The organism is Streptomyces sp. NPDC048257, assembly GCF_043201855.1.
Taxonomy (GTDB): Bacteria; Actinomycetota; Actinomycetes; order Streptomycetales; family Streptomycetaceae; genus Streptomyces.
Genome location: NZ_JBICZI010000012.1, coordinates 1 through 19,921 on the forward strand (window position 1 = coordinate 1; position 19,921 = coordinate 19,921).

Below are 19,921 nucleotides of genomic sequence, written 5' to 3' on the forward strand. Positions count from 1 at the left end.
GCGTACTGCAACGCGACCGTCCCGCGGATCTCGCTGATCCTGCGCAAGGCGTACGGCGGCGCGTACATCGTCATGGACTCCCAGTCCATCGGCGCTGACATCACCTACGCCTGGCCGACCAACGAGATCGCCGTGATGGGCGCCGAGGGCGCGGCCAACGTCATCTTCCGCAAGCAGATCGCGGACGCCGAGGACCCCGAGGCCATGCGCGTCCGCATGGTCAAGGAGTACAAGGCCGAACTGATGCATCCGTACTACGCGGCCGAGCGCGGTCTCGTCGACGACGTCATCGACCCCGCCGAGACCCGCGAGGTGCTCGTCAGCGCCCTCGCCATGCTCCGCAACAAGCACGCCGATCTGCCGTCCCGCAAGCACGGCAACCCGCCGCAGTAACCGCGAAGGAGACCTGCCACCACATGACCACCGCCACTGACACCCTGCTGCGCGTCGAGAAGGGCAACGCCGAGCCCGAGGAGCTGGCCGCGATCACCGCGATCCTGCTCGCCCGTGCGGCCGCCACGCCCGAGGAGACCCCGGTCGGCGTGCCCCGCCAGGCCGGCTGGCGCCGCCTGGAGCGCACGCCCGGCTTTCGCGCCCCGCACAGCTGGCAGGGCTGAGTTCCAGAAGCCCACGAGGCCCCGTACCCGTCCAGGGTGCGGGGCCTTCGGCGTACCCCCACGGCGGCCGCAGGCACCCCGCCCGGGGACGCCCACGGCGAAGGCCCCCGCGTCGCAGGACGCAGGGGCCTTTCGGATGCGGCGGGTGACTACCGCAGGCGCGCCATGAGGGCGTGCTCGACGAGCGTGATGAGCGCGCTCTTGGCGTCCGCGCGGTGGCGGGCGTCGGTGGTGATGATGGGGGCGTCCGGGCCGATCTGCAGGGCCTCGCGGACTTCCTCCGGCGTGTAGGGCTGGTGCCCGTCGAAGCCGTTGAGGGCGATGACGAACGGCAGGCCGCTGTTCTCGAAGTAGTCGACCGCGGGGAAGCAGTCGGCGAGACGGCGGGTGTCGACCAGCACGACGGCGCCGATGGCGCCGCGGACCAGGTCGTCCCACATGAACCAGAAGCGGTCCTGGCCCGGCGTACCGAAGAGGTACAGGATCAGGTCCTGGTCCAGGGTGATGCGGCCGAAGTCCATGGCGACGGTGGTGGTCGTCTTGTCACCGGTGTGGGTGAGGTCGTCGATCCCGGCCGAGGCACTGGTCATCACGGCTTCGGTGCGCAGCGGGTTGATCTCGGAGACCGCGCCGACGAACGTGGTCTTGCCCACGCCGAAGCCGCCCGCCACCACGATCTTCGCGGAGGTGGTGGAGCGGGGAGCCGCTCCGCCGTTAGAGCTTGCGAAGTCCACTGAGCACCCTTTCGAGCAGTGTCACGTCTGGCTGGCCACCGGCAGACTCGTCGCCGCCGGGCTGGTGAATGGCGACAAGGCCCGCCTCCGCCAGGTCGGCGACGAGGATGCGGGCGACACCAAGAGGAATGGAGAGAAGTGCCGAGATCTCCGCTACGGATTTGATCTCCTGGCACAGGCGGCAGATGCGCTGGTGCTCGGGCAACTGCCCTTGCATACGCGCGGGATCCGCCGTGGTACTGACCAGCGCCTCGATGGCGAGCTGGTAGCGCGGCCGGGTACGGCCGCCGGTCATCGCGTACGGACGCACCAGCGGGTTGTGGGCCTTGGGAGCCGGCTGCCGCGTGGCGCGCGGCGGCTGCTGTTGGGGAGGCATCTGAGGCTGTCCGTACTGCTGTTGCTGATAGGGGTACTGCTGCTCCGGCACGGGCCGGCTGGGCGCGGAGGGGAAGTTGAAGCGGTTCTGGTCGTGCCCACCCTGCGGCTGCTGCGCGCCGCCATAAGGATGTCCTCCGGGTGTTGTCACGTTTCCTCCTCCGACTCCAAGTACGCAGTACTCCCTGTGGAACCGCGCCACCGCACCCTATGGTGCGATGGCGCGAAACGCACTGCCTGTCTGCTAGTTGAGAAGACTTCCCTGCAGCTCGGCACGCAGGTCCGGAGTGAGGACACTGCCCGCGCGATCCACCAGAAGAGCCATCTCGTAGCCCACGAGACCGATGTCGCACTCGGGGTGCGCGAGCACCGCGAGGGACGATCCGTCCGAGACGGACATGAGGAAAAGGAATCCCCGGTCCATCTCGACCACGGTCTGGTTGACGGCCCCACCCTCGAAGATGCGGGAGGCTCCGGCGGTCAGCGACGTCAGTCCGGAGGCCACGGCCGCCAGCTGGTCGGCGCGGTCGCGCGGGAACCCGTCGGACATCGCCAGAAGAAGGCCGTCGGCGGAGACCACCACCGTGTGGGACACCCCAGGGGTGTTGTCCACGAAGTTGGTGATCAACCAGTTCAGGTTCTGTGCCGCCTGGCTCATCGGGCTCACACTAACGCTCCTGGTCATAGCTGTTACTTGACTGCTCAGAACCCGCGCTGCGTCCCTGCTGGACACCGCGCCGCAGGTTGCTCAACCTGCCGCGGACGTCCTCCGGGGCGCGGGAGACCTGGGGGCCGCCCTGCGGGGTCGTCTCCGCTGCGCCCTCGACCAGGTTGGCCTTGGGCACGCGCCGAGGGAGACCGGACGTGGTGACCCCGCCCGCCTTCGGCTCACGGAGCTTTCCGGCCTGCTGCCAGCGTTCGTCGTTGCGCGAGCGCCAGGCGGCGGTGCCTTCAGTTTCCTCCGGGGCCCGCTCCGTCTCAGCGGGCTGCTGACGCGGCGACCGCTGCTCGAAGAGGGATCCGGTGGACTCCGCTTCCTGCTTCCCGGGCGGCCACTGCTGCTGGCTGCCGCGTCGCGGCAGGCCCGCTCCGGTCATCGTATGACCGGTGTCGGCAGCGGCACCCGGACGGTCGAAGCCTACGCGCTCCGGGGCCGGTTCGGGGACGGCCCGGGATTCCGATTCGGTCCCGTAATCCTGCTGGTAGGCAGCCGGATACGTGTTCTGCTCGGGCCACTCCGCCTGCTGCGACCGGGCTTCGAACCCATTGTCGTAACCCTGAGCGGCCGGCTGCGCATCCGGGTAGCCGTCTTCCGCATAGCCGTAGTCCTGCTGCGGGTACGCCTCGTACCCCTGCTGCGGCTGCTGGGCCTCGTACGAGGTGTCGTAGGCCTGTTCGGACGGCTGCTCGTAGCCCTGGTACTCCTGGTACCCGTGCTCCGGCTGAGGTTCCGGATAGTCCTGGCCGGGGTACTGCTGCTGTTCCTGCGGGTAACCCACCTGGGCCGCCAGTGCGGCCCGGCGCTCCTGCTGCACCAGGGACCGGCCGACCGGGTCGGCCGGAAGGCCGTCGGCGCCCTGCTGGTCGTACCGGGAGTCGTCGAAGCCGAGCTCGGCGGCCGTGCGCAGCGCGGGGGCCTGCTGGGCCTGCTGCTCCGGGATGATCTGCGAGACCGTGAAGTCGTCGTCCGGAATGCCCTCGCCACCGCCACCGTGGGTGATGGCGTCGGGGAGCATGACCAGCGAGGTGGTGCCGGCCGCCTCGCCCGAGGGGCGCAGCTGGACGCGGATGCTGTGGCGGTCCGCCAGCCGGCCGACCACGAACAGACCCATGCGCTGCGAGATCGCGGCGTCCACGGTCGGCGGGTTGGCCAGCTTGTGGTTGATGTCCGCGAAGTCCTCGGCGGTGAGGCCGATCCCCTTGTCGTGGATCTCGACCATCACGCGGCCGTCGGGCAGACGCGTGGCGTTGACGCGGACCTTGGTCTGCGGGGAGGAGAACGTGGTGGCGTTCTCCAGCAGCTCGGCGAGCAGGTGCACGAGGTCGGTCACGGCCTGGCCGTGGATCTCGGCCTCGGAGACTCCGGAGAGCTCGATGCGCTCGTACTGCTCCACCTCGGAGGAGGCGGCGCGCAGCACGTCGACGAGCGGCACCGGCTGGTCCCAGCGGCGGCCCGGCTCCTCACCCGCGAGGATGAGGAGGTTCTCGCCGTTGCGGCGCATACGGGTGGCCAGGTGGTCCAGGCGGAAGAGGTTCTCCAGCTGGTCCGGGTCGGCCTCGTTGTTCTCCAGGTCGGTGATGAGGGTCAGCTGGCCCTCGATCAGCGACTGGTTGCGCATGGAGAGGTTCGTGAAGATCGCGTTGACGTTCCCTCGCAGGAGTGCCTGCTCGGCCGCGAGCCGGACCGCTTCCCGGTGGACCTGGTCGAAGGCGCGGGCGACCTCGCCGATCTCGTCCTGGGAGTCGATGGGGATCGGGTGGACACGGGTGTCCACCTTTCCGGGGTCGGTGCGCGAGAGCTGGTCGACGAGCATCGGCAGGCGCTGCTCGGCGATGTCGAAGGCGGCGGTGCGCAGGCGGGCCATCGCGCGGCCCATCTGGCGGGCCATCATGCCGGCCAGGATGAAGGCGGCGAGCAGGGCCACGACCACGATGGCGCCGTTGACGATCGCGTCGGTGCGGGCGTCGTCGGAGACCGCGACGGCGTCCTTGACGGCCTTGTCGAGGAGTTCCTTCTCGACCTCGTCGTAGCCGTCGAACTTCGCGGTGGCGGCGGCCTGCCAGAACGCGGGGTTCGTCCCGTTCTCGGCGAGCTTCTTCTTGGGCTCGCCGCTGGCGATCGCCTCGGTCATGCCGAGGAGCGGGGACTGGTTGACCGTGGGCGGGGGCACGAAGCGGACCCCGGCCTGCTCGGCCTGGTGCTTGGCGTCGGCGATCTTGGCCGCGCCCTCTTCGGACTTCTTGGCCATGACCGCCTTGAGGCGGTTCACGTCCTCCTCGGTACCCGCCGCGACGTACTCGCCGATGGCGATTTCCTCGAGGTAGGCGTAGGAGGAGAAGGCGACGAGCTGAGCCTTGCGGGTGTTCTCGTCGGCGCTCGGGCGGACCAGCAGGTGGGTACCGACGGAGCGCTGCAGCGAGTTCGCCGCCTTGGCCAGCTGGATCGCGTAGACCATGCGGCCGTACGAGGTCACGTTGCCGGTGCCGAGGCCGAGCTCGTTCGCGAACTGCATGAGGTAGTGCTGGACCAGCACATAGCCCTCTTCGGTCGGGATGGGGCCGGCCGAGGTGGGCAGGTTCTTCTTGGGGCTCTCCGCCGCCGCCACGTACGCCTTCTCGCGCACCTTGGCCAGCAGGGGCTCCTCGTTGCGGAAGAGGTCCAGACGCCGCTCCAGGCCGAGGTTCTTCGGCATGTCCTGGACGGCCTTGTCGAACTTCTCCTTGGCCGCGGCGGTGTCCTCGTAGGCCTTGGTGACCTTGGGGTCCTTGGTCAGGCCGTTCAGGAGGGGCTCGGCGGTGAGGTCACGCTCGTTGAGCAGTGCCTGGCTGTAACCGGAGGCCGCCTGGACGACCGTGGCTATCTTCTCGGCGTCCTTGGCCTCGTTCCAGGTGTCGATGGACCCCTTCACCTGGAAGCCGCCCATGACCAGACCCACGAGGGCCGGCACGAGCAGGATGGCGTTCAGACGGGTCGGCACACGCCAGTTGCGGGGCGAGAACCTGCTGCTGCTCCCGCTGCTCGCGGGCGGCTCCACGGGCACGTCGACGGGCGACGCGGCCGCTCGCGGCGGCGGGGTGAAGTTGCCGCGCGCGGGTTCATCCGCGGGGCTTGCGTTGCTTCGCCTCACTCGACCAACAACCTCTCGGCGGTGCTACTAGCTAGTTCGTTGAATTCCAGCACGGTTAACGGCCGTGTTCCAAACAGTTGAAACCGGCCATACGCGGAACCTTATGCCCCACATAAATCGGACATAAAGAGCGTCCTGCGGCAAAAATAGGGGCAGTTGTGCGCGCAGGGGCACCAGGCGAACGCACCCCGTTGCCAAATGGCTGCAATTCTCTGTCGAAACGTTATGAACGACAGGGGCGGGCCGTGTCGTACGACACAGCCCGCCCCTCCCGCGCGACAGCTGAAACCGTGTTACTTGAGCCGCGCCATGAGCGCGTGCTCGACGAGCGTGATGAGCGCGCTCTTGGCGTCCGCGCGGTGGCGGGCGTCGGTGGTGATGATGGGAGCGCCGGGCCCGATCTGCAGGGCCTCGCGGACCTCCTCCGGCGTGTAGGGCTGGTGCCCCTCGAAGCCGTTGAGGGCCACGACGAACGGCAGACCGCTGTTCTCGAAGTAGTCGACCGCGGGGAAGCAGTCGGCGAGACGGCGGGTGTCGACCAGCACGATCGCGCCGATGGCGCCGCGGACCAGGTCGTCCCACATGAACCAGAAGCGGTCCTGGCCCGGCGTACCGAAGAGGTACAGGATCAGGTCCTGGTCCAGGGTGATGCGGCCGAAGTCCATGGCGACGGTCGTGGTCGTCTTGTCACCGGTGTGGGTGAGGTCGTCGATCCCGGCCGAGGCACTGGTCATCACGGCTTCGGTGCGCAGCGGGTTGATCTCCGACACGGCTCCGACGAACGTGGTCTTGCCCACGCCGAAGCCGCCCGCCACCACGATCTTCGCGGAGGTGGTGGAGCGGGGAGCCGCTCCGCTAGATGTTCCGAAGGCCACTGAGCACCCTTTCGAGCAGCGTTACATCCGGCGTGCCGCCGGCCTCTCCATTGCCCGGCTGGTGGATGGCCACCATTCCGGCCTCCGCCAGGTCGGCGACGAGGATCCGGGCGACACCGAGCGGCATCGACAGCAGTGCGGACACCTCGGCGACCGACTTGACCTCGCGGCACAGGGTGCAGATGCGCTGGTGCTCCGGGAGCAGGCCGGACAGGTGCATCGGATCGGCGGTGGTGCTGACCAGCGCCTCGATGGCGAGCTGGTAGCGGGGCCGGGTCCGGCCGCCGGTCATCGCGTACGGACGCACCAGCGGCTGGTCGCCTTCCGAGTACGAGTCTCCGTACGCATCGGGGTAGGCGGGGGGCGGGGTCATTGATCCTCCGGGCTGGACAGCAGTGGTCAGCGTGCCGTCTGACGGGGCGGCCGGTGGGGGGAACGGTATGACGGCCTGGCGGGGGTACTGGATTCCGGGGCGGGGCCCCGATCTCCCGGCCGGTAGTACCGTCCGGCCGGGAGAGGGGGAAGTCAGCCGAGCAGACTTCCCTGAAGTTCGGCGCGCAGGTCCGGCGTGAGGACACTGCCCGCGCGATCCACCAGAAGAGCCATCTCGTAGCCCACGAGGCCGATGTCGCACTCGGGGTGCGCCAGTACGGCCAGCGAGGATCCGTCCGAGACGGACATGAGGAAGAGGAATCCCCGGTCCATCTCGACCACGGTCTGGTTGACGGCGCCGCCCTCGAAGATGCGGGAGGCTCCGGCGGTCAGCGACGTCAGTCCGGAGGCCACGGCCGCCAGCTGGTCGGCGCGGTCGCGGGGGAATCCTTCGGACATGGCCAGAAGGAGTCCGTCGGCGGAGACCACCACCGTGTGGGACACCCCAGGGGTGTTGTCCACGAAGTTGGTGATCAACCAGTTCAGGTTCTGTGCCGCCTGGCTCATCGAACTCAACTATCGCTCCTGCTGGTAAGTGGGGTCGATGTGGTAACTGCCGGTCGCCGGTCCGTTGTTGCCGGCCTGACGGCCCTGCTGGATACCGCGTCGGAGGTTGGTCAGACGGCCGCGGACGTCGTCCGGCGCCCGCGAGACCTGCGGGCCCGCCTGTGCCTCCGCCTGCTGCTGCGCCGTGCCGGCCACGAGGTTCGCCCGCGGGACCCGGCGGGGCAGCCCCGAGGTCGTGATACCGCCGGCGGCGGGCTGGCGCACGCGCTCGGCCTGCCGCATCAGCTCGTCGTTCGGCGAGGACCGCCAGCTGACCGTCGGCGTGGCGCCGGTCGCCGTGACGGCGGACTCGGCCGCCTGCTCCTGGCCGCGCTGCGGCAGCGGGCGCTGGGGAGCCGGAGCCGCCGGAGCCGCCGGGGCGGACTGCTGCGGCTGCTGGGGTACGGCCGGTCCCTGCGCGGGGGGCTGCTGCCCCTCCTCGCGGAACCAGTTCGACTCCAGCGTGTCGAAGATCGGGCTGCGGGCGTCGCCGGAGCTCTGGGCCGGGGGCAGTGCCTCCGGCCGGTGGGCCTGCGGCAGTCGCGGAGTCTCGGGGCGCGCGGGCGGTACGGGTGCGTACGCGTCGCCGCCCTGCGGAGCCTGCGGCTGCATCTGCTGCGGCTGGGGCTGCTGCGGGGCCTGCGGCTGCGGGGCGTAACCGCCGACCCCGGGACCGCCGGGACGCTGGGGCTGGTAGCCCGGGCGCTCGAACTGTCCGGTGGTGGACGGGTTCACGGGACCCCGCACGTCCGGACGCTCGAACTGTCCGGTCGTGCTGTTGCCGCCGTCCGCCTGGGGCATCGGGGCGTTGAAGTCCGGGCGGGCGAACTCGGCCGTCGAGCCGGGGCCCGAGAGCTCGTCGTGACCGCGCGCCTGGTCGCTGCCCCAGCTGGTGGCCTGCGGGCCGGGGAGCTCCGGACGAGGAGCGCCACCGCGCGGCGGCAGCTGCGGCCGGGGGCCGTTCGGAGCCGGAGCCGCGGGAGGGGCCGGCTGCTGGGACTGCTGCTGAGGCTGGGGCTGCTGCGGTCGCTCGAAGCCGTTGCCCTGCGGGTATCCGGACGGACCGGAAGCCGGACGGGCCTGCGGGCCACCGCCGGAGCCGGCACTGGCGACCGGACCACGGGCCGGCAGCGGAGCACCGGAACCGAAGGCACCCTGGCCCTGTCCCGCGGTGGTCGGACCCTGCTGCGGACGGTTACCGGGAGCCCCGGGACCGCCCTGCTGCGGCCGACCGCCCTGCGGACCCTGCGGACGCTGACCGGCGCCGCCGTCGCGCCCCGGCAGGGCGGCGCGCTGGCCGCCACCGGCGACCTGACCGCGCTGCGGGCCCGCACCGACGGACGGACGTGCGGCCGCGCCGGGTACGGCACCCTGCGCGCCGGGACCGCCCGGAGCGCCACCGGGACCGCCCTGACCGCCCTGGCCCGCCATCGGAGCCGGCTTCTTGCCGCCCTGGGCGACGTCCACCGGCAGCATGACGAGGGCCGTCGTACCACCCGAGTCGGAGGGGCGCAGCTGGATGCGGATGCCGTGTCGCAGGGACAGGCGGCCGACCACGAACAGGCCCATGCGGCGGGAGACGGAGACGTCCACGGTCGGCGGCGCCGCGAGCCGCTCGTTGATCGCGGCGAGGTCCTCGGGGGAGAGGCCGATACCGGTGTCGTGGATCTCGACGAGCACACGGCCGTCGGGCAGCGCGTGACCGGTGACCTTGACCTTGGTCTGCGGGGAGGAGAACGAGGTGGCGTTCTCCAGCAGCTCGGCGAGGACGTGCACGAGGTCGTTGACCACGCGGCCGGCGACATCGGTGCCGGGCACCGAGGCCAGCTCGACACGCTCGTACTGCTCCACCTCGGAGGCGGCGGCACGGAGCACGTCGACCAGCGGGACGGGACGCGTCCACCGGCGGCCCGGCTCCTCGCCCGCGAGGACGAGGAGGTTTTCGCCGTTACGGCGCATACGGGTCGCGAGGTGGTCGAGCTTGAAGAGCGAGGACAGCTGGTCCGGGTCGGCCTCGCGCGACTCCAGTTCGGAGATGAGCGAGAGCTGACGCTGGATGAGGCCCTGCGAGCGGCGCGAGAGGTTGGTGAACATCGCGTTGACGTTGCCTCGCAGGAGGGCCTGCTCGGCGGCGAGGCGGACGGCCTCGCGGTGCACGTCGTCGAACGCCGCGGCCACCTGGCCGATCTCGTCGCGGGTGTGCACACCGACCGACTCCACGGACGTGTCCACGTCCTGCGGGTCGGACTCGGACAGCTGCTTGACGAGCTCGGGCAGCCGGTCCTGGGCGACGCGGGTCGCGGTGTCCTGCAGGCGGCGCAGCGAGCGGATCATGGATCGGGCCATGACGAACGCGCCGACGAGGGAGACACCGAGGACGAGGAGGATCAGGGCACCGTTGACGATGGCGTCCTGCTGGGCCTCGTTCTTCAGCTCACGGGCCTTCTGCTCCATCTCCTCGAGCAGGGTCAGCTCGATGACCTTCATGGCCGTGAGCTTGGTGCCGTCGGAGTCGTACCAGTCGAGCCACGAGCGGTTCTTCTCGCGGAGGAAGGCGTCCTGGCTGGCGAGCACGCGGCGCGCGTAGTGGTCGGCGCTGGAGATCTCGGAGTTGCTGTCGCCCAGACCCGCGAGGAGCTCCTCGGTCCGGCCCTGGTAGACGAGCTCGAACGTCGTCTTCGCCTGCTGCTCGCCCTTCTGGGCGGAGAGGGCGTACAGACGGTCGTTCTCCTTCAGCACACCCTGACGCTCGGAGGTGTCCGGGAGCGAGGCCGCGATGATCGCGCGCTGGATGGAGGCGTACTCCTTGGCGGCGGAGAACGCCGCCAGGGCGCGCGTGCGCTTGATCATCTCCGGGTTGGAGGTGGCCTGCGCCATGTCCTGGGAGAGCGAGAGCAGCGAGACGATGAGGGAGTTGTACTCGCTGACGGTCTGCTGGGCGCCGTTGACGTACGCCTTGCTGCGGATCGTCTCGATGTTCGTGAGCTGGCGGCCGATCTGCAGCACGTTGTTGCGGATCGACTTGAGCGTCTCGTCCTTCTCGCCCGTGCTGTCGACCTTGTCGGTCGCGGCGGCGAAGGCCTCGGCAGCGGTGTTGGTCAGCTTGCGGGCGTTGTCGACACTGCTCGTGGTCTTGCCGTTGGAGAGGGAGAGCGGACCCGCGGAGAGGTCACGCTCCTCCTGCAGCATGGCGGCCAGGTTGGTGGCCTGTCGCGTCATCGTCGTCAGGAGCTGCATGTGCTCGAGCTGCGCGATGTCGTTGAGCGAGTCGTTGATGCGGAAGCCACCGAGCGTGGTGGCGGCGACGACCGGCAGGGTCAGCAGCGACACGAGTCGCGTGCTGATGCGCCAGTTCTGCATGGCGAGGCGAGAACCGGGCCCGCTGGGGGCCTTCGGTATCGCCACGTCCTGCTCACCCGGTCCGGCAGGCGCGGAAGATCCGGCTTTCGCCTTGACCCTGGCCTTGACGGACTTCCCCCGGCCCTTCGCCTTCACCGCGGCGGAGGTGTCGGGGCCTGCGCCTTCGACAGCCGGCCCGCGGTTCTGGGCGTGCTGGGGCGAGGAGCCACGGTCGGTCCCGCCACGCGGCTCCTGCTCCGCCGCAGCGCTGCCATCCCTCTTGAATCGTCCCTGCACTAGCGTCGCAACCTCTGGACCAGGCGTCCCGCCGGGCGACCGGTGGGACGGTGTCGAGTCGTGGGGCACTTGCCGCCCCATGGTGGTCGTCGGTGACCGGCGCGTCTTCCTCTCTTTACCGCCGCGCTCGGCGCTGAGTCGCGCCACCTGCGCGCCGGCTGATTCCCGCGGCGGTCCCGCGAATTCCAGCACAGTGGAGGATCTCCAACAAGGTGCGAGCTGCGGCCCGCAGAGTTGGTTACGTCTTGTGACAGACGGGCTACGGGATGTGCGACCGCATTCGGTAGAAACCGGACTTACGCCATCCAAACAACCCGACTGTCAAGGTGTCCCAGTCGAGATGATCAGGAGCGGAATGGCGCATTCAGTGGCGCAATGTCCGTTTAGTGGGGTGTAGTTGACTGCCCGTGATGTCGGGAATGTCGGGTCACGGGTGAGCAAACTCACACAGCCGTGGCCATTACTTCCTGGTTCGACGGGGGATTCAGATGTTTAGCCTTGCCCCTTAAAGGGTTGGCGCCAGGGTTGGTGCATGCGACAGCCGACACTCACAGATCGAACCGAGGATCCCGAACTCCGATGAAGACGACGACGATGTTCCGCAACATAGCCAACCCCCGCCGCACCACCCTCGCGCACCTCAAGGACGCCGAGGACCTGCAGGCGGCGCCGGCCACCCCGGAGCACACCGTCGAGCTGCCGATGCAGACCGCCAACCCGCGCCGCACCGTCCTGATGGACGCGCCGGTCGCCGTCGCCGCGGAGTAGCCACCCCGCAAAGGAACGTGAAGCGCCGCTGCCCGCCGCGTTAGCCTGGGGTCCGCAGACTCCAGCCAGCGGAAATACAGAGGGGCAGACGCAACACGTGCGCATCGCCAGGTTCTCGATCGACGGCAATGTCGCGTTCGGCGCGGTCGAGGGCGACGCCGCCCCCGGCGACGAATCGACGCTCGTGCTCGACATCATCAAGGGCATCCCGTTCACGGACTTCGAGCTCTCGGGCACGAAGGTCCCGCTGAGCAAGGTCCGGCTGCTGCCGCCCGTGCTCCCGAACAAGGTCGTGGCCATCGGCCGCAACTACGCGGAGCACGCGGCGGAGCTCGGGAACCAGGTTCCCGACGTGCCGATCACCTTCTTCAAGCCCTCCACCTCGGTGGTCGGCCCGGGCGACCCGATCACGTACCCCTCCTTCTCCCAGGACCTCCACCACGAGGCGGAGCTCGCCGTGGTCATCGGCCGCATGTGCCGCGAGGTCCCCAGGGAGCGCGTCAAGGACGTCATCCTCGGCTACACCTGCGCCAACGACGTCACCGCGCGCGACGTCCAGCAGCGCGAGAAGCAGTGGGCCCGGGCCAAGGGCTTCGACAGCGCCTGCCCCCTCGGCCCCTGGATCGAGACCGACCTCGACCCGAGTGACCTGACCATCCAGTGCACGGTCAACGGCGAACAGCGCCAGCTCGGCCGCACCAGCGACATGGTCCGCTCCATCGAGGACCTGATCGTCCACATCACCGAGGCCATGACGCTGCTGCCCGGCGACGTCATCCTCACGGGGACCCCGGCCGGAGTCGGCCCCCTCAACGTCGGCGACGAGGTCGCCGTCACCATCGAAGGCATCGGCACTCTCACCAACAAGGTGATCAAGCGTGGCTAACGCGAACGTCCGCGTACGTTTCTGTCCCTCCCCGACCGGCAACCCCCACGTGGGCCTGGTCCGGACCGCCCTCTTCAACTGGGCGTTCGCCCGCCACCACGGCGGTACGTTCGTCTTCCGCATCGAGGACACCGACGCGGCCCGCGACTCCGAGGAGTCGTACGGCCAGCTGCTCGACTCGCTGCGCTGGCTCGGCTTCACCTGGGACGAGGGCCCCGAGGTGGGCGGCCCGCACGCCCCCTACCGCCAGTCCGAGCGCATGGACATCTACGCGGACGTCGCCCAGCGCCTGCGCGACGGCGGCTACGCGTACGACTGCTACTGCACGACCGAGGAGCTCGACGCCCGCCGCGCCGCCGCCCGCGCGGCCGGCAAGCCCTCCGGCTACGACGGCCACTGCCGCGAGCTGACCCAGGTCCAGCTGGAGGCGTACCAGGGCGAGCACCGCCCCTCGATCGTCCGCTTCCGGATGCCCGACGAGCCGATCACCTTCACCGACCTGGTCCGCGGCGAGCTGACCTTCACGCCGGAGAACGTGCCGGACTTCGGCATCCTGCGGGCCAACGGGGCTCCGCTCTACACGCTGGTCAACCCGGTCGACGACGCGCTGATGCAGATCACGCACGTGCTGCGCGGCGAGGACCTGCTGTCCTCCACCCCGCGCCAGATCGCGCTCTACAAGGCGCTGATCGAGCTCGGCGTCGCCACCGGCATCCCGCAGTTCGGCCACCTGCCGTACGTCATGGGCGAGGGCAACAAGAAGCTCTCCAAGCGCGACCCGGAGAGCTCGCTCAACCTGTACCGCGAGCGCGGCTTCCTCCCCGAGGGCCTGCTGAACTACCTCTCGCTCCTCGGCTGGTCCTTCTCCAAGGACCAGGACGTCTTCTCGATCGAGGAGATGGTGTCGAAGTTCGACATCGACGGTGTGAACGCCAACCCGGCCCGCTTCGACCTGAAGAAGGCCGAGTCGATCAACGGCGACCACATCCGCCTGCTGGACCCGAAGGCCTTCGCGGACGCCTGCGCCCCGTGGCTGCGGGCCCCGCACGCCAACTGGGCCCCCGAGGACTTCGACGCCGAGGCCTGGGAGCGGATCGCCCCGTACGCCCAGACCCGGGTGACCGTCCTGTCGGACATCACGGCCAACGTCGACTTCCTGTTCCTGAAGGAGCCGGTCGAGGACCAGGCCTCGTGGGACAAGGCGATGAAGGGGGAGCCGGCCGCGCTGCTCACCACGGCACGCGCCAACCTGGAGTCGGCCGACTGGTCGGACCCCGAGTCCCTCAAGCAGGCCGTCCTGACCGCCGGTGAGGCCCACGGCCTCAAGCTCGGCAAGGCCCAGGCCCCGGTCCGCGTGGCCGTCACCGGCCGCACGGTCGGCCTGCCCCTGTTCGAGTCCCTGGAGATCCTGGGCAAGGAGCGCTCGCTGGCCCGCATCGACGCGGCGCTGGCGAAGCTCGCCGCGTAGCACTCCCCGTACGTCCCGCAGGGGGCGGTGGCCGGAAACCCCCGGTCGCCGCCCCCTGCGGCGTTGCCGGGGGACGCCGAATTCCCCGGAGCGGCCCCGGCGGACGATCTTCGGGCGTAGCCTCGGCGCTATGCCGATCCGCGCCGTGCTGTGGGACATCGACGACACCCTCTTCGACTACACGGGGGCCGACGCCGCCGGCCTCGCACGCCAGCTGGAGGCCGTACGCCTCGCGGAGCGGTACGGGACCCCCGCGCAGGCGCTCGCGCTGTGGCGGCAGATCACCGACCGGCACTGGGCACGCTTCGCGGCCGGCGAGGGCACCTTCCAGGGGCAGCGGCAGGAGCGGGTGCGGGAGTTCCTGGGACAGCCCGGGATGACCGCGGACGAGGCCGACGCCTGGTTCGACCAGTACGTGGAGCACTACAAGGCGGCCTGGACCGTCTTCCCCGACGTGGTGCCCGTCCTCGACGCCCTCGCGGCGGGCTACCGGCACGGGGTGCTCACCAACTCCTCCACCGCCAACCAGGACCCCAAGCTGCGCCACCTCGGGCTGCGCGACCGCTTCGAGGTGCTGGTCTGCGCCGTCGAACTCGGGGTCAGCAAGCCCGAGGCGCAGGCCTTCCTCGCCGCGTGCGAGGCGCTCGGGCTGCCGCCGGGCGAGGTGGCGTACGTGGGGGACCAGCCCGAGATCGACGCACGGGGAGCCCGCGACGCCGGGCTGCTGGCCGTCTGGCTCGACCGCGACGGCGGCCGCGGCCCCGGCCCCGAGGGCGTGCGCCGCATCGAGGCCCTTGACCAGCTGCCGGAGCTGCTGGCACGGGATACCCGTTTTGGAGCACGGTCAGGCATCCGGTAATGTTCTTTCTGCGCCGCCGGAGCGGGCCGAAAGGCCGGACGGAGGCGACACCCAAAGAAAAGCCCCCACAGGGGGTTGACTTTTGGTGGGGTATAGTGTAATTGGCAACACGAGGGTTTCTGGTTCCCTTATTCTAGGTTCGAGTCCTGGTACCCCAGCGCAGTGCAGTAGTAACGCAGTGCTTTGCCCCCGTTGTGTAGCGGCCTAGCACGCCGCCCTCTCAAGGCGGTAGCGCCGGTTCGAATCCGGTCGGGGGTACAGATCCTTCCCGCGAGATCTCCAGGGTCGCACCCGGACGTCTTGATGCAGGATCGCTAGGGCCCCCGTTGTGTAGCGGCCTAGCACGCCGCCCTCTCAAGGCGGTAGCGCCGGTTCGAATCCGGTCGGGGGTACTGTTGGTCTGGTCTAGACCACTTTGGGCTATAGTGTAATTGGCAACACGAGGGTTTCTGGTTCCCTTATTCTAGGTTCGAGTCCTGGTAGCCCAGCGCAGTAACAGCAGCACCAGCTAGCCCCCGTTGTGTAGCGGCCTAGCACGCCGCCCTCTCAAGGCGGTAGCGCCGGTTCGAATCCGGTCGGGGGTACGCATCGAAGAGGCCCTCCGCGTTCATCGCGGAGGGCCTCTTTCGTGTGGTGCCGACCCGTGGCCCCCATGTAAGTGCGGGCCCGGAGGCGCGTGTACAGGACGTGTGCGGCGTCGTACGCGCCCCCGGACCCGGGGGTGAACGGATGGGGTGGAGCGTCAGCCGGTGCGGCGCAGGGCCTCCGTGAGCCGTGCGGCCGCGTCGATGACGGCCTGCGCGTGCATCCGGCCCGGGTGGCGGGTCAGCCGCTCGATCGGCCCGGAGACCGACACGGAGGCCACCACGCGGTTCGACGGCCCGCGCACCGGCGCCGAGACGGAGGCCACGCCGGGCTCCCGCTCGCCGATCGACTGCGCCCAGCCGCGACGCCGTACGCCCGAGAGCGCCGTCGCCGTGAAGCGCGCGCCCTGAAGCCCGCGGTGGAGCCGCTCGGGCTCCTCCCAGGCCATCAGGATCTGCGCGGCCGAACCGGCCTTCATCGGGAGCGTCGAGCCCACCGGGACGGTGTCCCGCAGACCCGAGAGCCGCTCCGCAGCCGCCACGCAGATACGCATGTCTCCCTGACGGCGGTAGAGCTGCGCGCTCTCTCCCGTCACGTCACGGAGGTGGGTGAGTACCGGTCCCGCCGTGGCCAGCAGGCGGTCCTCGCCGGCCGCGGCGGCGAGCTCCGCCAGCCGCGGTCCGAGGATGAACCGGCCCTGCATGTCCCTCGCCACCATCCGGTGGTGTTCCAGTGCCACGGCAAGGCGATGTGCCGTGGGTCGTGCGAGCCCTGTCGCCGCGACCAGCCCGGCGAGGGTGGCCGGACCGGACTCCAGTGCGCTCAGTACCAGAGCTGCCTTGTCGAGAACGCCGACGCCGCTAGAGTTGTCCATGAAACGATATTCGCGTCTCACACTGTGAAACGCAAGTTCAATTTTTCCAAGAACCAGCGAGTCTGTATGTGCGGGTCCACGAACCACTGGGTCCGAGCCGTCGTCCGGGACGTGGGGTACGGACGACACGGCGCACGAGATCTCTATGAAGCGCCGGCACAACCGGCCGGCCGGAGGGAAAGCGATGGGTAGGACACTCGCGGAGAAGGTCTGGGACGACCATGTCGTCCGGCGCGCCGAAGGCGAGCCCGACCTCCTCTTCATCGATCTGCACCTGCTGCACGAGGTGACCAGCCCGCAGGCCTTCGAAGGACTGCGTCAGGCCGGCCGCAAGGTCCGACGCCTCGACCTCACCATCGCGACCGAGGACCACAACACCCCCACCATCGACATCGACAAGCCGATCGCCGACCCGGTTTCCCGGGCCCAGCTGGAGACCCTGCGGGCGAACTGCGCCGAGTTCGGCGTCCGCCTGCACTCGCTGGGTGACGTCGAGCAGGGCGTCGTCCACGTCGTGGGACCGCAGCTGGGTCTGACCCAGCCCGGCACCACCGTGGTCTGCGGCGACTCGCACACCTCCACCCACGGCGCCTTCGGCGCGCTGGCCTTCGGCATCGGCACGAGCCAGGTCGAGCACGTGCTGGCCACCCAGACGCTGCCGCTGGCCCGCCCCAAGACGATGGCCATCACCGTCACCGGCGCGCTGGCCGAGGGTGTCACCGCGAAGGACCTGATCCTGGCGATCATCGCCAAGATCGGCACCGGCGGCGGCCAGGGCTACATCCTGGAGTACCGGGGCGAGGCCATCGAGAAACTGTCGATGGAAGCCCGCATGACCATCTGCAACATGTCGATCGAGGCCGGTGCCCGCGCGGGCATGATCGCCCCCGACCGGACCACCTTCGACTACCTGCAGGGCCGCGACCACGCCCCCGCGGGCGCGGACTGGGACGCGGCGGTCGCCTACTGGCAGACCCTGCGCACCGACGACGACGCGGTCTTCGACGCGGAGGTCGTCATCGACGGCACCACGCTGTCCCCGTTCGTCACCTGGGGAACCAACCCGGGCCAGGGCGCACCGCTGTCCGCCCACGTCCCCGACCCGGCTTCGTACGAGGACGCTTCGGAGCGCCACGCCGCCGAAAGGGCCCTGGAGTACATGGGGTTGACCGCCGGGCAGCCGCTGCGCGACATCAAGGTCGACACCGTCTTCGTAGGCTCCTGCACCAACGGCCGCATCGAGGACCTGCGCGCCGTCGCCGGCATCATCGAGGGCCGCAAAGTCGCCGACGGCGTACGGATGCTGGTCGTCCCGGGCTCGGTCCGGGTTGCCCTGCAGGCCGTGGAAGAGGGCCTGGACAAGGTCTTCAAGGAAGCCGGCGCCGAATGGCGGCACGCGGGCTGTTCGATGTGTCTGGGCATGAACCCCGACCAACTGGCGCCCGGTGAGCGCTCCGCGTCCACCTCCAACCGCAACTTCGAGGGCCGGCAGGGCAAGGGCGGGCGCACCCACCTGGTCTCCCCGCAGGTGGCCGCCGCCACCGCGGTGCTGGGCCATCTGGCCTCGCCCGCCGACCTGTCCGACGCCCACGCGACCGCCGGAGTCTGAACCATGGAAGCCTTCACCACCCACACCGGCCGGGCCGTCCCGCTGCGCCGCAGCAACGTCGACACCGACCAGATCATCCCGGCCCACTGGCTGAAGAAGATCACCCGTGACGGGTTCGAGGACGGGCTCTTCGAGGCCTGGCGCAAGGACCCGGAGTTCGTCACGAACCGCCCGGAGCGCGCCGGCGCGACCGTTCTGGTCGCCGGCCCCGACTTCGGTACCGGCTCCTCGCGCGAGCACGCCGTCTGGGCCCTGCAGAACTTCGGCTTCAAGACGGTCATCTCCTCCCGCTTCGCCGACATCTTCCGCGGAAACTCCCTGAAGAACGGCCTGCTGACCGTCGTTCTACCGCAGGAGACCGTCGAGCGGCTGTGGAAGCTGACGGAGGCCGACCCGGCCGCCGAGATCACGGTCGACCTGGTCGACCGCCAGGTGCGAGCCGAAGGTGTCGTCGCCGAGTTCGAGCTCGACGACAACGCCCGCTGGCGTCTGCTGGAGGGCCTGGACGACATCTCCCTCACCCTTCAGAACGAAGCGGACATCGCTACGTACGAAAGCGCCCGGCCGACCTTCAAGCCGCGCACGATTCAGGCCTGATTCCTGCCTGATCAGCGCTTATTCACCCTCGGGTGATCACTTGGACAACACTGTGCCCCCCGCCCTCCGGCGGGGGGCACAGGCGTTTGTTGAGGCCCCGTGAGGCGACAACTCGCCCCAGATGGCACAATCTGTGCATGGAACGCGACAGTCAACTCGAGCTCTACGAACTCGTCGCGGACCGGCTGAAAGAAGCACACACACGGGTGCGCTCACTGCAAGTCCCGGAGGGCGTAAGGATGGCGCTGTCCCGGAAGCTGTTGGTCGTCACAGCCGCGGCGAAGCATGATCTCGCCGATGCGGCAAGGCGCCTGGACAGGTTGATGAAGGACCTCGACGAGGGTCGATTCCCTGAAGGCGACTGATGCGAAGGAACTCCGTAACGGCCTACAGCGTTGCGGCACTAGGGTGATTAGCCCGTTTCGTGTTTGATTTGCGGTATATATCCGCCTAACGTGCGAAATAAGCTTGAACACATTCGTTCTGGCGAAGTCTCCGAAGGGGAAGACGTGAACAAGGCGCAGCTCGTAGAAGCGATTGCCGACAAGCTGGGCGGTCGCCAGCAGGCCGCGGATGCTGTCGACGCGGTACTGGACGCGATCGTCCGCGCTACCGTCGGGGGCGACCGGGTCTCGGTCACGGGCTTCGGCTCGTTCGAGAAGGTCGACCGTCCGGCCCGTTACGCCCGCAACCCGCAGACGGGTGAGCGCGTCCGGGTCAAGAAGACCTCCGTGCCCCGTTTCCGTGCCGGCCAGGGCTTCAAGGACCTGGTCAGCGGCACCAAGAAGCTCCCCAAGGGCGGCGAGGTGTCCGTGAAGAAGGCGCCCAAGGGCAGCCTCACGGGTGGTGCCGCCTCCGCGACGGTCAAGAAGGCCGCGGCGAAGAAGGCCACCACCGCCAAGAAGGCCGCGGCAAAGACCGCGGTCGCAAAGAAGGCCACGGCGAAGAAGACCACCGCGACCGCCAAGAAGGCGGCGGTGAAGAGCACCGCCACGGCGAAGAAGGCCACGGCCACCGCCAAGAAGACCACTGCCGGGGCCAAGAAGACCACGGCCACCGCGAAGAAGACCACCGCCACGGCGAAGAAGACCGCGCCGGCGGCCAAGAAGGTCACCGCGGCGACGAAGGCGCCCGCCAAGAAGACGGCGACGCGCAAGGCCACCGCGAAGAAGACCACCGCCCGCAAGAAGTAGGGGCACGCGTCGCACAGGC

At 69.5% G+C, this 19,921-nt stretch carries 19 protein-coding genes and 5 tRNA genes; 15 read left to right on the forward strand and 9 right to left on the reverse strand.

The genetic code is table 11. The annotated features are described in order from the left end of the window. Both ACGFZK_RS22690 and ACGFZK_RS22695 read left to right on the forward strand, forming a co-directional pair. A partial coding sequence (locus ACGFZK_RS22690) for a carboxyl transferase domain-containing protein (protein WP_393850689.1) occupies positions 1-393 on the forward strand: 393 nt, incomplete at its 5' end. 23 nt (positions 394-416) lie between these two features. Then, positions 417-617, forward strand: a complete 201-nt coding sequence (locus tag ACGFZK_RS22695) for an acyl-CoA carboxylase subunit epsilon (protein ID WP_393850690.1) — start codon at positions 417-419, stop codon at positions 615-617. A 149-nt stretch (positions 618-766) separates the two neighbouring features. Here the strand turns inward: ACGFZK_RS22695 and ACGFZK_RS22700 are convergent, their stop codons facing one another. From ACGFZK_RS22700 to ACGFZK_RS22735, 8 genes are all read right to left on the reverse strand, one after another. Beyond that, positions 767-1,351 carry an ATP/GTP-binding protein gene (locus ACGFZK_RS22700; protein WP_007266770.1) on the reverse strand — a complete coding sequence of 195 codons (585 nt, stop codon included), beginning with the start codon at positions 1,349-1,351 and terminating at the stop codon, positions 767-769. Then, positions 1,332-1,877 carry a DUF742 domain-containing protein gene (locus ACGFZK_RS22705; RefSeq protein WP_393850691.1) on the reverse strand — a complete coding sequence of 182 codons (546 nt, stop codon included), beginning with the start codon at positions 1,875-1,877 and terminating at the stop codon, positions 1,332-1,334. Before ACGFZK_RS22705 ends, ACGFZK_RS22700 begins: the two co-directional genes overlap by 20 nt. A gap of 93 nt (positions 1,878-1,970) precedes the next feature. After that, positions 1,971-2,384 (reverse strand): roadblock/LC7 domain-containing protein, encoded by a 414-nt coding sequence (locus tag ACGFZK_RS22710; RefSeq protein ID WP_030037347.1) that lies wholly within the window; start codon positions 2,382-2,384, stop codon positions 1,971-1,973. Positions 2,385-2,394: 10 nt separating this feature from the next. After that, positions 2,395-5,574, reverse strand: a complete 3,180-nt coding sequence (locus ACGFZK_RS22715) for a nitrate- and nitrite sensing domain-containing protein (protein ID WP_393850692.1) — start codon at positions 5,572-5,574, stop codon at positions 2,395-2,397. A 293-nt stretch (positions 5,575-5,867) separates the two neighbouring features. Then, positions 5,868-6,449, reverse strand: a complete 582-nt coding sequence (locus ACGFZK_RS22720) for an ATP/GTP-binding protein (protein WP_046776286.1) — start codon at positions 6,447-6,449, stop codon at positions 5,868-5,870. Further along, entirely contained in the window at positions 6,430-6,822 is a 393-nt protein-coding gene (locus ACGFZK_RS22725) for a DUF742 domain-containing protein (protein ID WP_030037344.1), read from the reverse strand. The genes ACGFZK_RS22720 and ACGFZK_RS22725 overlap by 20 nt, the downstream gene beginning before the upstream one ends. Before the next feature lie 152 nt (positions 6,823-6,974). Further along, a complete protein-coding gene (locus tag ACGFZK_RS22730) occupies positions 6,975-7,388 on the reverse strand; it encodes a roadblock/LC7 domain-containing protein (RefSeq protein ID WP_030708442.1) in 414 nt (137 codons plus the stop codon). 9 nt (positions 7,389-7,397) lie between these two features. Further along, positions 7,398-11,063, reverse strand: a complete 3,666-nt coding sequence (locus ACGFZK_RS22735; protein ID WP_393850693.1) for a nitrate- and nitrite sensing domain-containing protein — start codon at positions 11,061-11,063, stop codon at positions 7,398-7,400. A 579-nt stretch (positions 11,064-11,642) separates the two neighbouring features. Here ACGFZK_RS22735 and ACGFZK_RS22740 point away from each other — a divergent pair. From ACGFZK_RS22740 to ACGFZK_RS22780, 9 genes are all read left to right on the forward strand, one after another. Continuing rightward, positions 11,643-11,831, forward strand: a complete 189-nt coding sequence (locus ACGFZK_RS22740) for a hypothetical protein (RefSeq protein ID WP_393850694.1) — start codon at positions 11,643-11,645, stop codon at positions 11,829-11,831. Between the two features lie 97 nt (positions 11,832-11,928). Beyond that, complete coding sequence (locus ACGFZK_RS22745) at positions 11,929-12,717, forward strand: fumarylacetoacetate hydrolase family protein (RefSeq protein WP_393850695.1); 789 nt, start codon at positions 11,929-11,931, stop codon at positions 12,715-12,717. After that, entirely contained in the window at positions 12,710-14,185 is a 1,476-nt protein-coding gene (gene gltX / locus ACGFZK_RS22750) for a glutamate--tRNA ligase (RefSeq protein WP_393850696.1), read from the forward strand. Before ACGFZK_RS22745 ends, gltX begins: the two co-directional genes overlap by 8 nt. Positions 14,186-14,315: 130 nt before the next feature. Next, the gene (locus ACGFZK_RS22755) at positions 14,316-15,044 is read left to right on the forward strand and encodes an HAD family hydrolase (RefSeq protein WP_393850697.1); all 729 of its coding nucleotides are present in this window, start codon (positions 14,316-14,318) and stop codon (positions 15,042-15,044) included. Between the two features lie 86 nt (positions 15,045-15,130). Beyond that, positions 15,131-15,202 (forward strand) — tRNA-Gln (locus ACGFZK_RS22760). A gap of 27 nt (positions 15,203-15,229) precedes the next feature. Beyond that, positions 15,230-15,302 (forward strand) — tRNA-Glu (locus tag ACGFZK_RS22765). A 61-nt stretch (positions 15,303-15,363) separates the two neighbouring features. After that, a tRNA-Glu gene (locus ACGFZK_RS22770) sits at positions 15,364-15,436 on the forward strand. A 24-nt stretch (positions 15,437-15,460) separates the two neighbouring features. After that, positions 15,461-15,532, forward strand: a tRNA-Gln gene (locus tag ACGFZK_RS22775). A gap of 23 nt (positions 15,533-15,555) precedes the next feature. Then, positions 15,556-15,628: transfer RNA gene (locus ACGFZK_RS22780), tRNA-Glu, on the forward strand. A 158-nt stretch (positions 15,629-15,786) separates the two neighbouring features. Here the strand turns inward: ACGFZK_RS22780 and ndgR are convergent. Next, on the reverse strand, positions 15,787-16,503 hold the full coding sequence (gene ndgR, locus ACGFZK_RS22785) for an IclR family transcriptional regulator NdgR (protein WP_150517662.1): 717 nt from the start codon (positions 16,501-16,503) through the stop codon (positions 15,787-15,789). A 184-nt stretch (positions 16,504-16,687) separates the two neighbouring features. On the opposite strand from ndgR, the gene leuC reads away from it, so the two are divergent. The 4 genes from leuC (at position 16,688) to ACGFZK_RS22805 (ending at position 19,902) form a co-directional block, all read left to right on the forward strand. Further along, entirely contained in the window at positions 16,688-18,112 is a 1,425-nt protein-coding gene (gene leuC, locus ACGFZK_RS22790) for a 3-isopropylmalate dehydratase large subunit (RefSeq protein ID WP_393850698.1), read from the forward strand. 3 nt (positions 18,113-18,115) lie between these two features. After that, a complete protein-coding gene (gene leuD, locus ACGFZK_RS22795) occupies positions 18,116-18,709 on the forward strand; it encodes a 3-isopropylmalate dehydratase small subunit (protein WP_393850699.1) in 594 nt (197 codons plus the stop codon). Positions 18,710-18,846: 137 nt separating this feature from the next. Continuing rightward, positions 18,847-19,074: a hypothetical protein gene (locus ACGFZK_RS22800; RefSeq protein ID WP_030009267.1), complete on the forward strand. Its 228-nt coding sequence runs from the start codon at positions 18,847-18,849 to the stop codon at positions 19,072-19,074. Positions 19,075-19,218: 144 nt separating this feature from the next. Next, positions 19,219-19,902 carry an HU family DNA-binding protein gene (locus tag ACGFZK_RS22805; protein WP_393850700.1) on the forward strand — a complete coding sequence of 228 codons (684 nt, stop codon included), beginning with the start codon at positions 19,219-19,221 and terminating at the stop codon, positions 19,900-19,902. Positions 19,903-19,921 lie beyond the last annotated feature (19 nt).

What these genes read in the sequence shown, in the direction of transcription:
- ACGFZK_RS22755 (WP_393850697.1), top strand. Translation starts at nt 14,316, where the DNA reads ATGCCGATCCGCGCCGTGCTGTGGGACATCGACGACACCCTCTTCGAC.
- ndgR (WP_150517662.1), bottom strand. Translation starts at nt 16,503, where the DNA reads ATGGACAACTCTAGCGGCGTCGGCGTTCTCGACAAGGCAGCTCTGGTA.
- ACGFZK_RS22695 (WP_393850690.1), top strand. Translation starts at nt 417, where the DNA reads ATGACCACCGCCACTGACACCCTGCTGCGCGTCGAGAAGGGCAACGCC.
- ACGFZK_RS22710 (WP_030037347.1), bottom strand. Translation starts at nt 2,384, where the DNA reads ATGAGCCAGGCGGCACAGAACCTGAACTGGTTGATCACCAACTTCGTG.
- ACGFZK_RS22730 (WP_030708442.1), bottom strand. Translation starts at nt 7,388, where the DNA reads ATGAGCCAGGCGGCACAGAACCTGAACTGGTTGATCACCAACTTCGTG.
- leuC (WP_393850698.1), top strand. Translation starts at nt 16,688, where the DNA reads ATGGGTAGGACACTCGCGGAGAAGGTCTGGGACGACCATGTCGTCCGG.
- ACGFZK_RS22800 (WP_030009267.1), top strand. Translation starts at nt 18,847, where the DNA reads ATGGAACGCGACAGTCAACTCGAGCTCTACGAACTCGTCGCGGACCGG.
- ACGFZK_RS22740 (WP_393850694.1), top strand. Translation starts at nt 11,643, where the DNA reads ATGAAGACGACGACGATGTTCCGCAACATAGCCAACCCCCGCCGCACC.
- leuD (WP_393850699.1), top strand. Translation starts at nt 18,116, where the DNA reads ATGGAAGCCTTCACCACCCACACCGGCCGGGCCGTCCCGCTGCGCCGC.
- ACGFZK_RS22725 (WP_030037344.1), bottom strand. Translation starts at nt 6,822, where the DNA reads ATGACCCCGCCCCCCGCCTACCCCGATGCGTACGGAGACTCGTACTCG.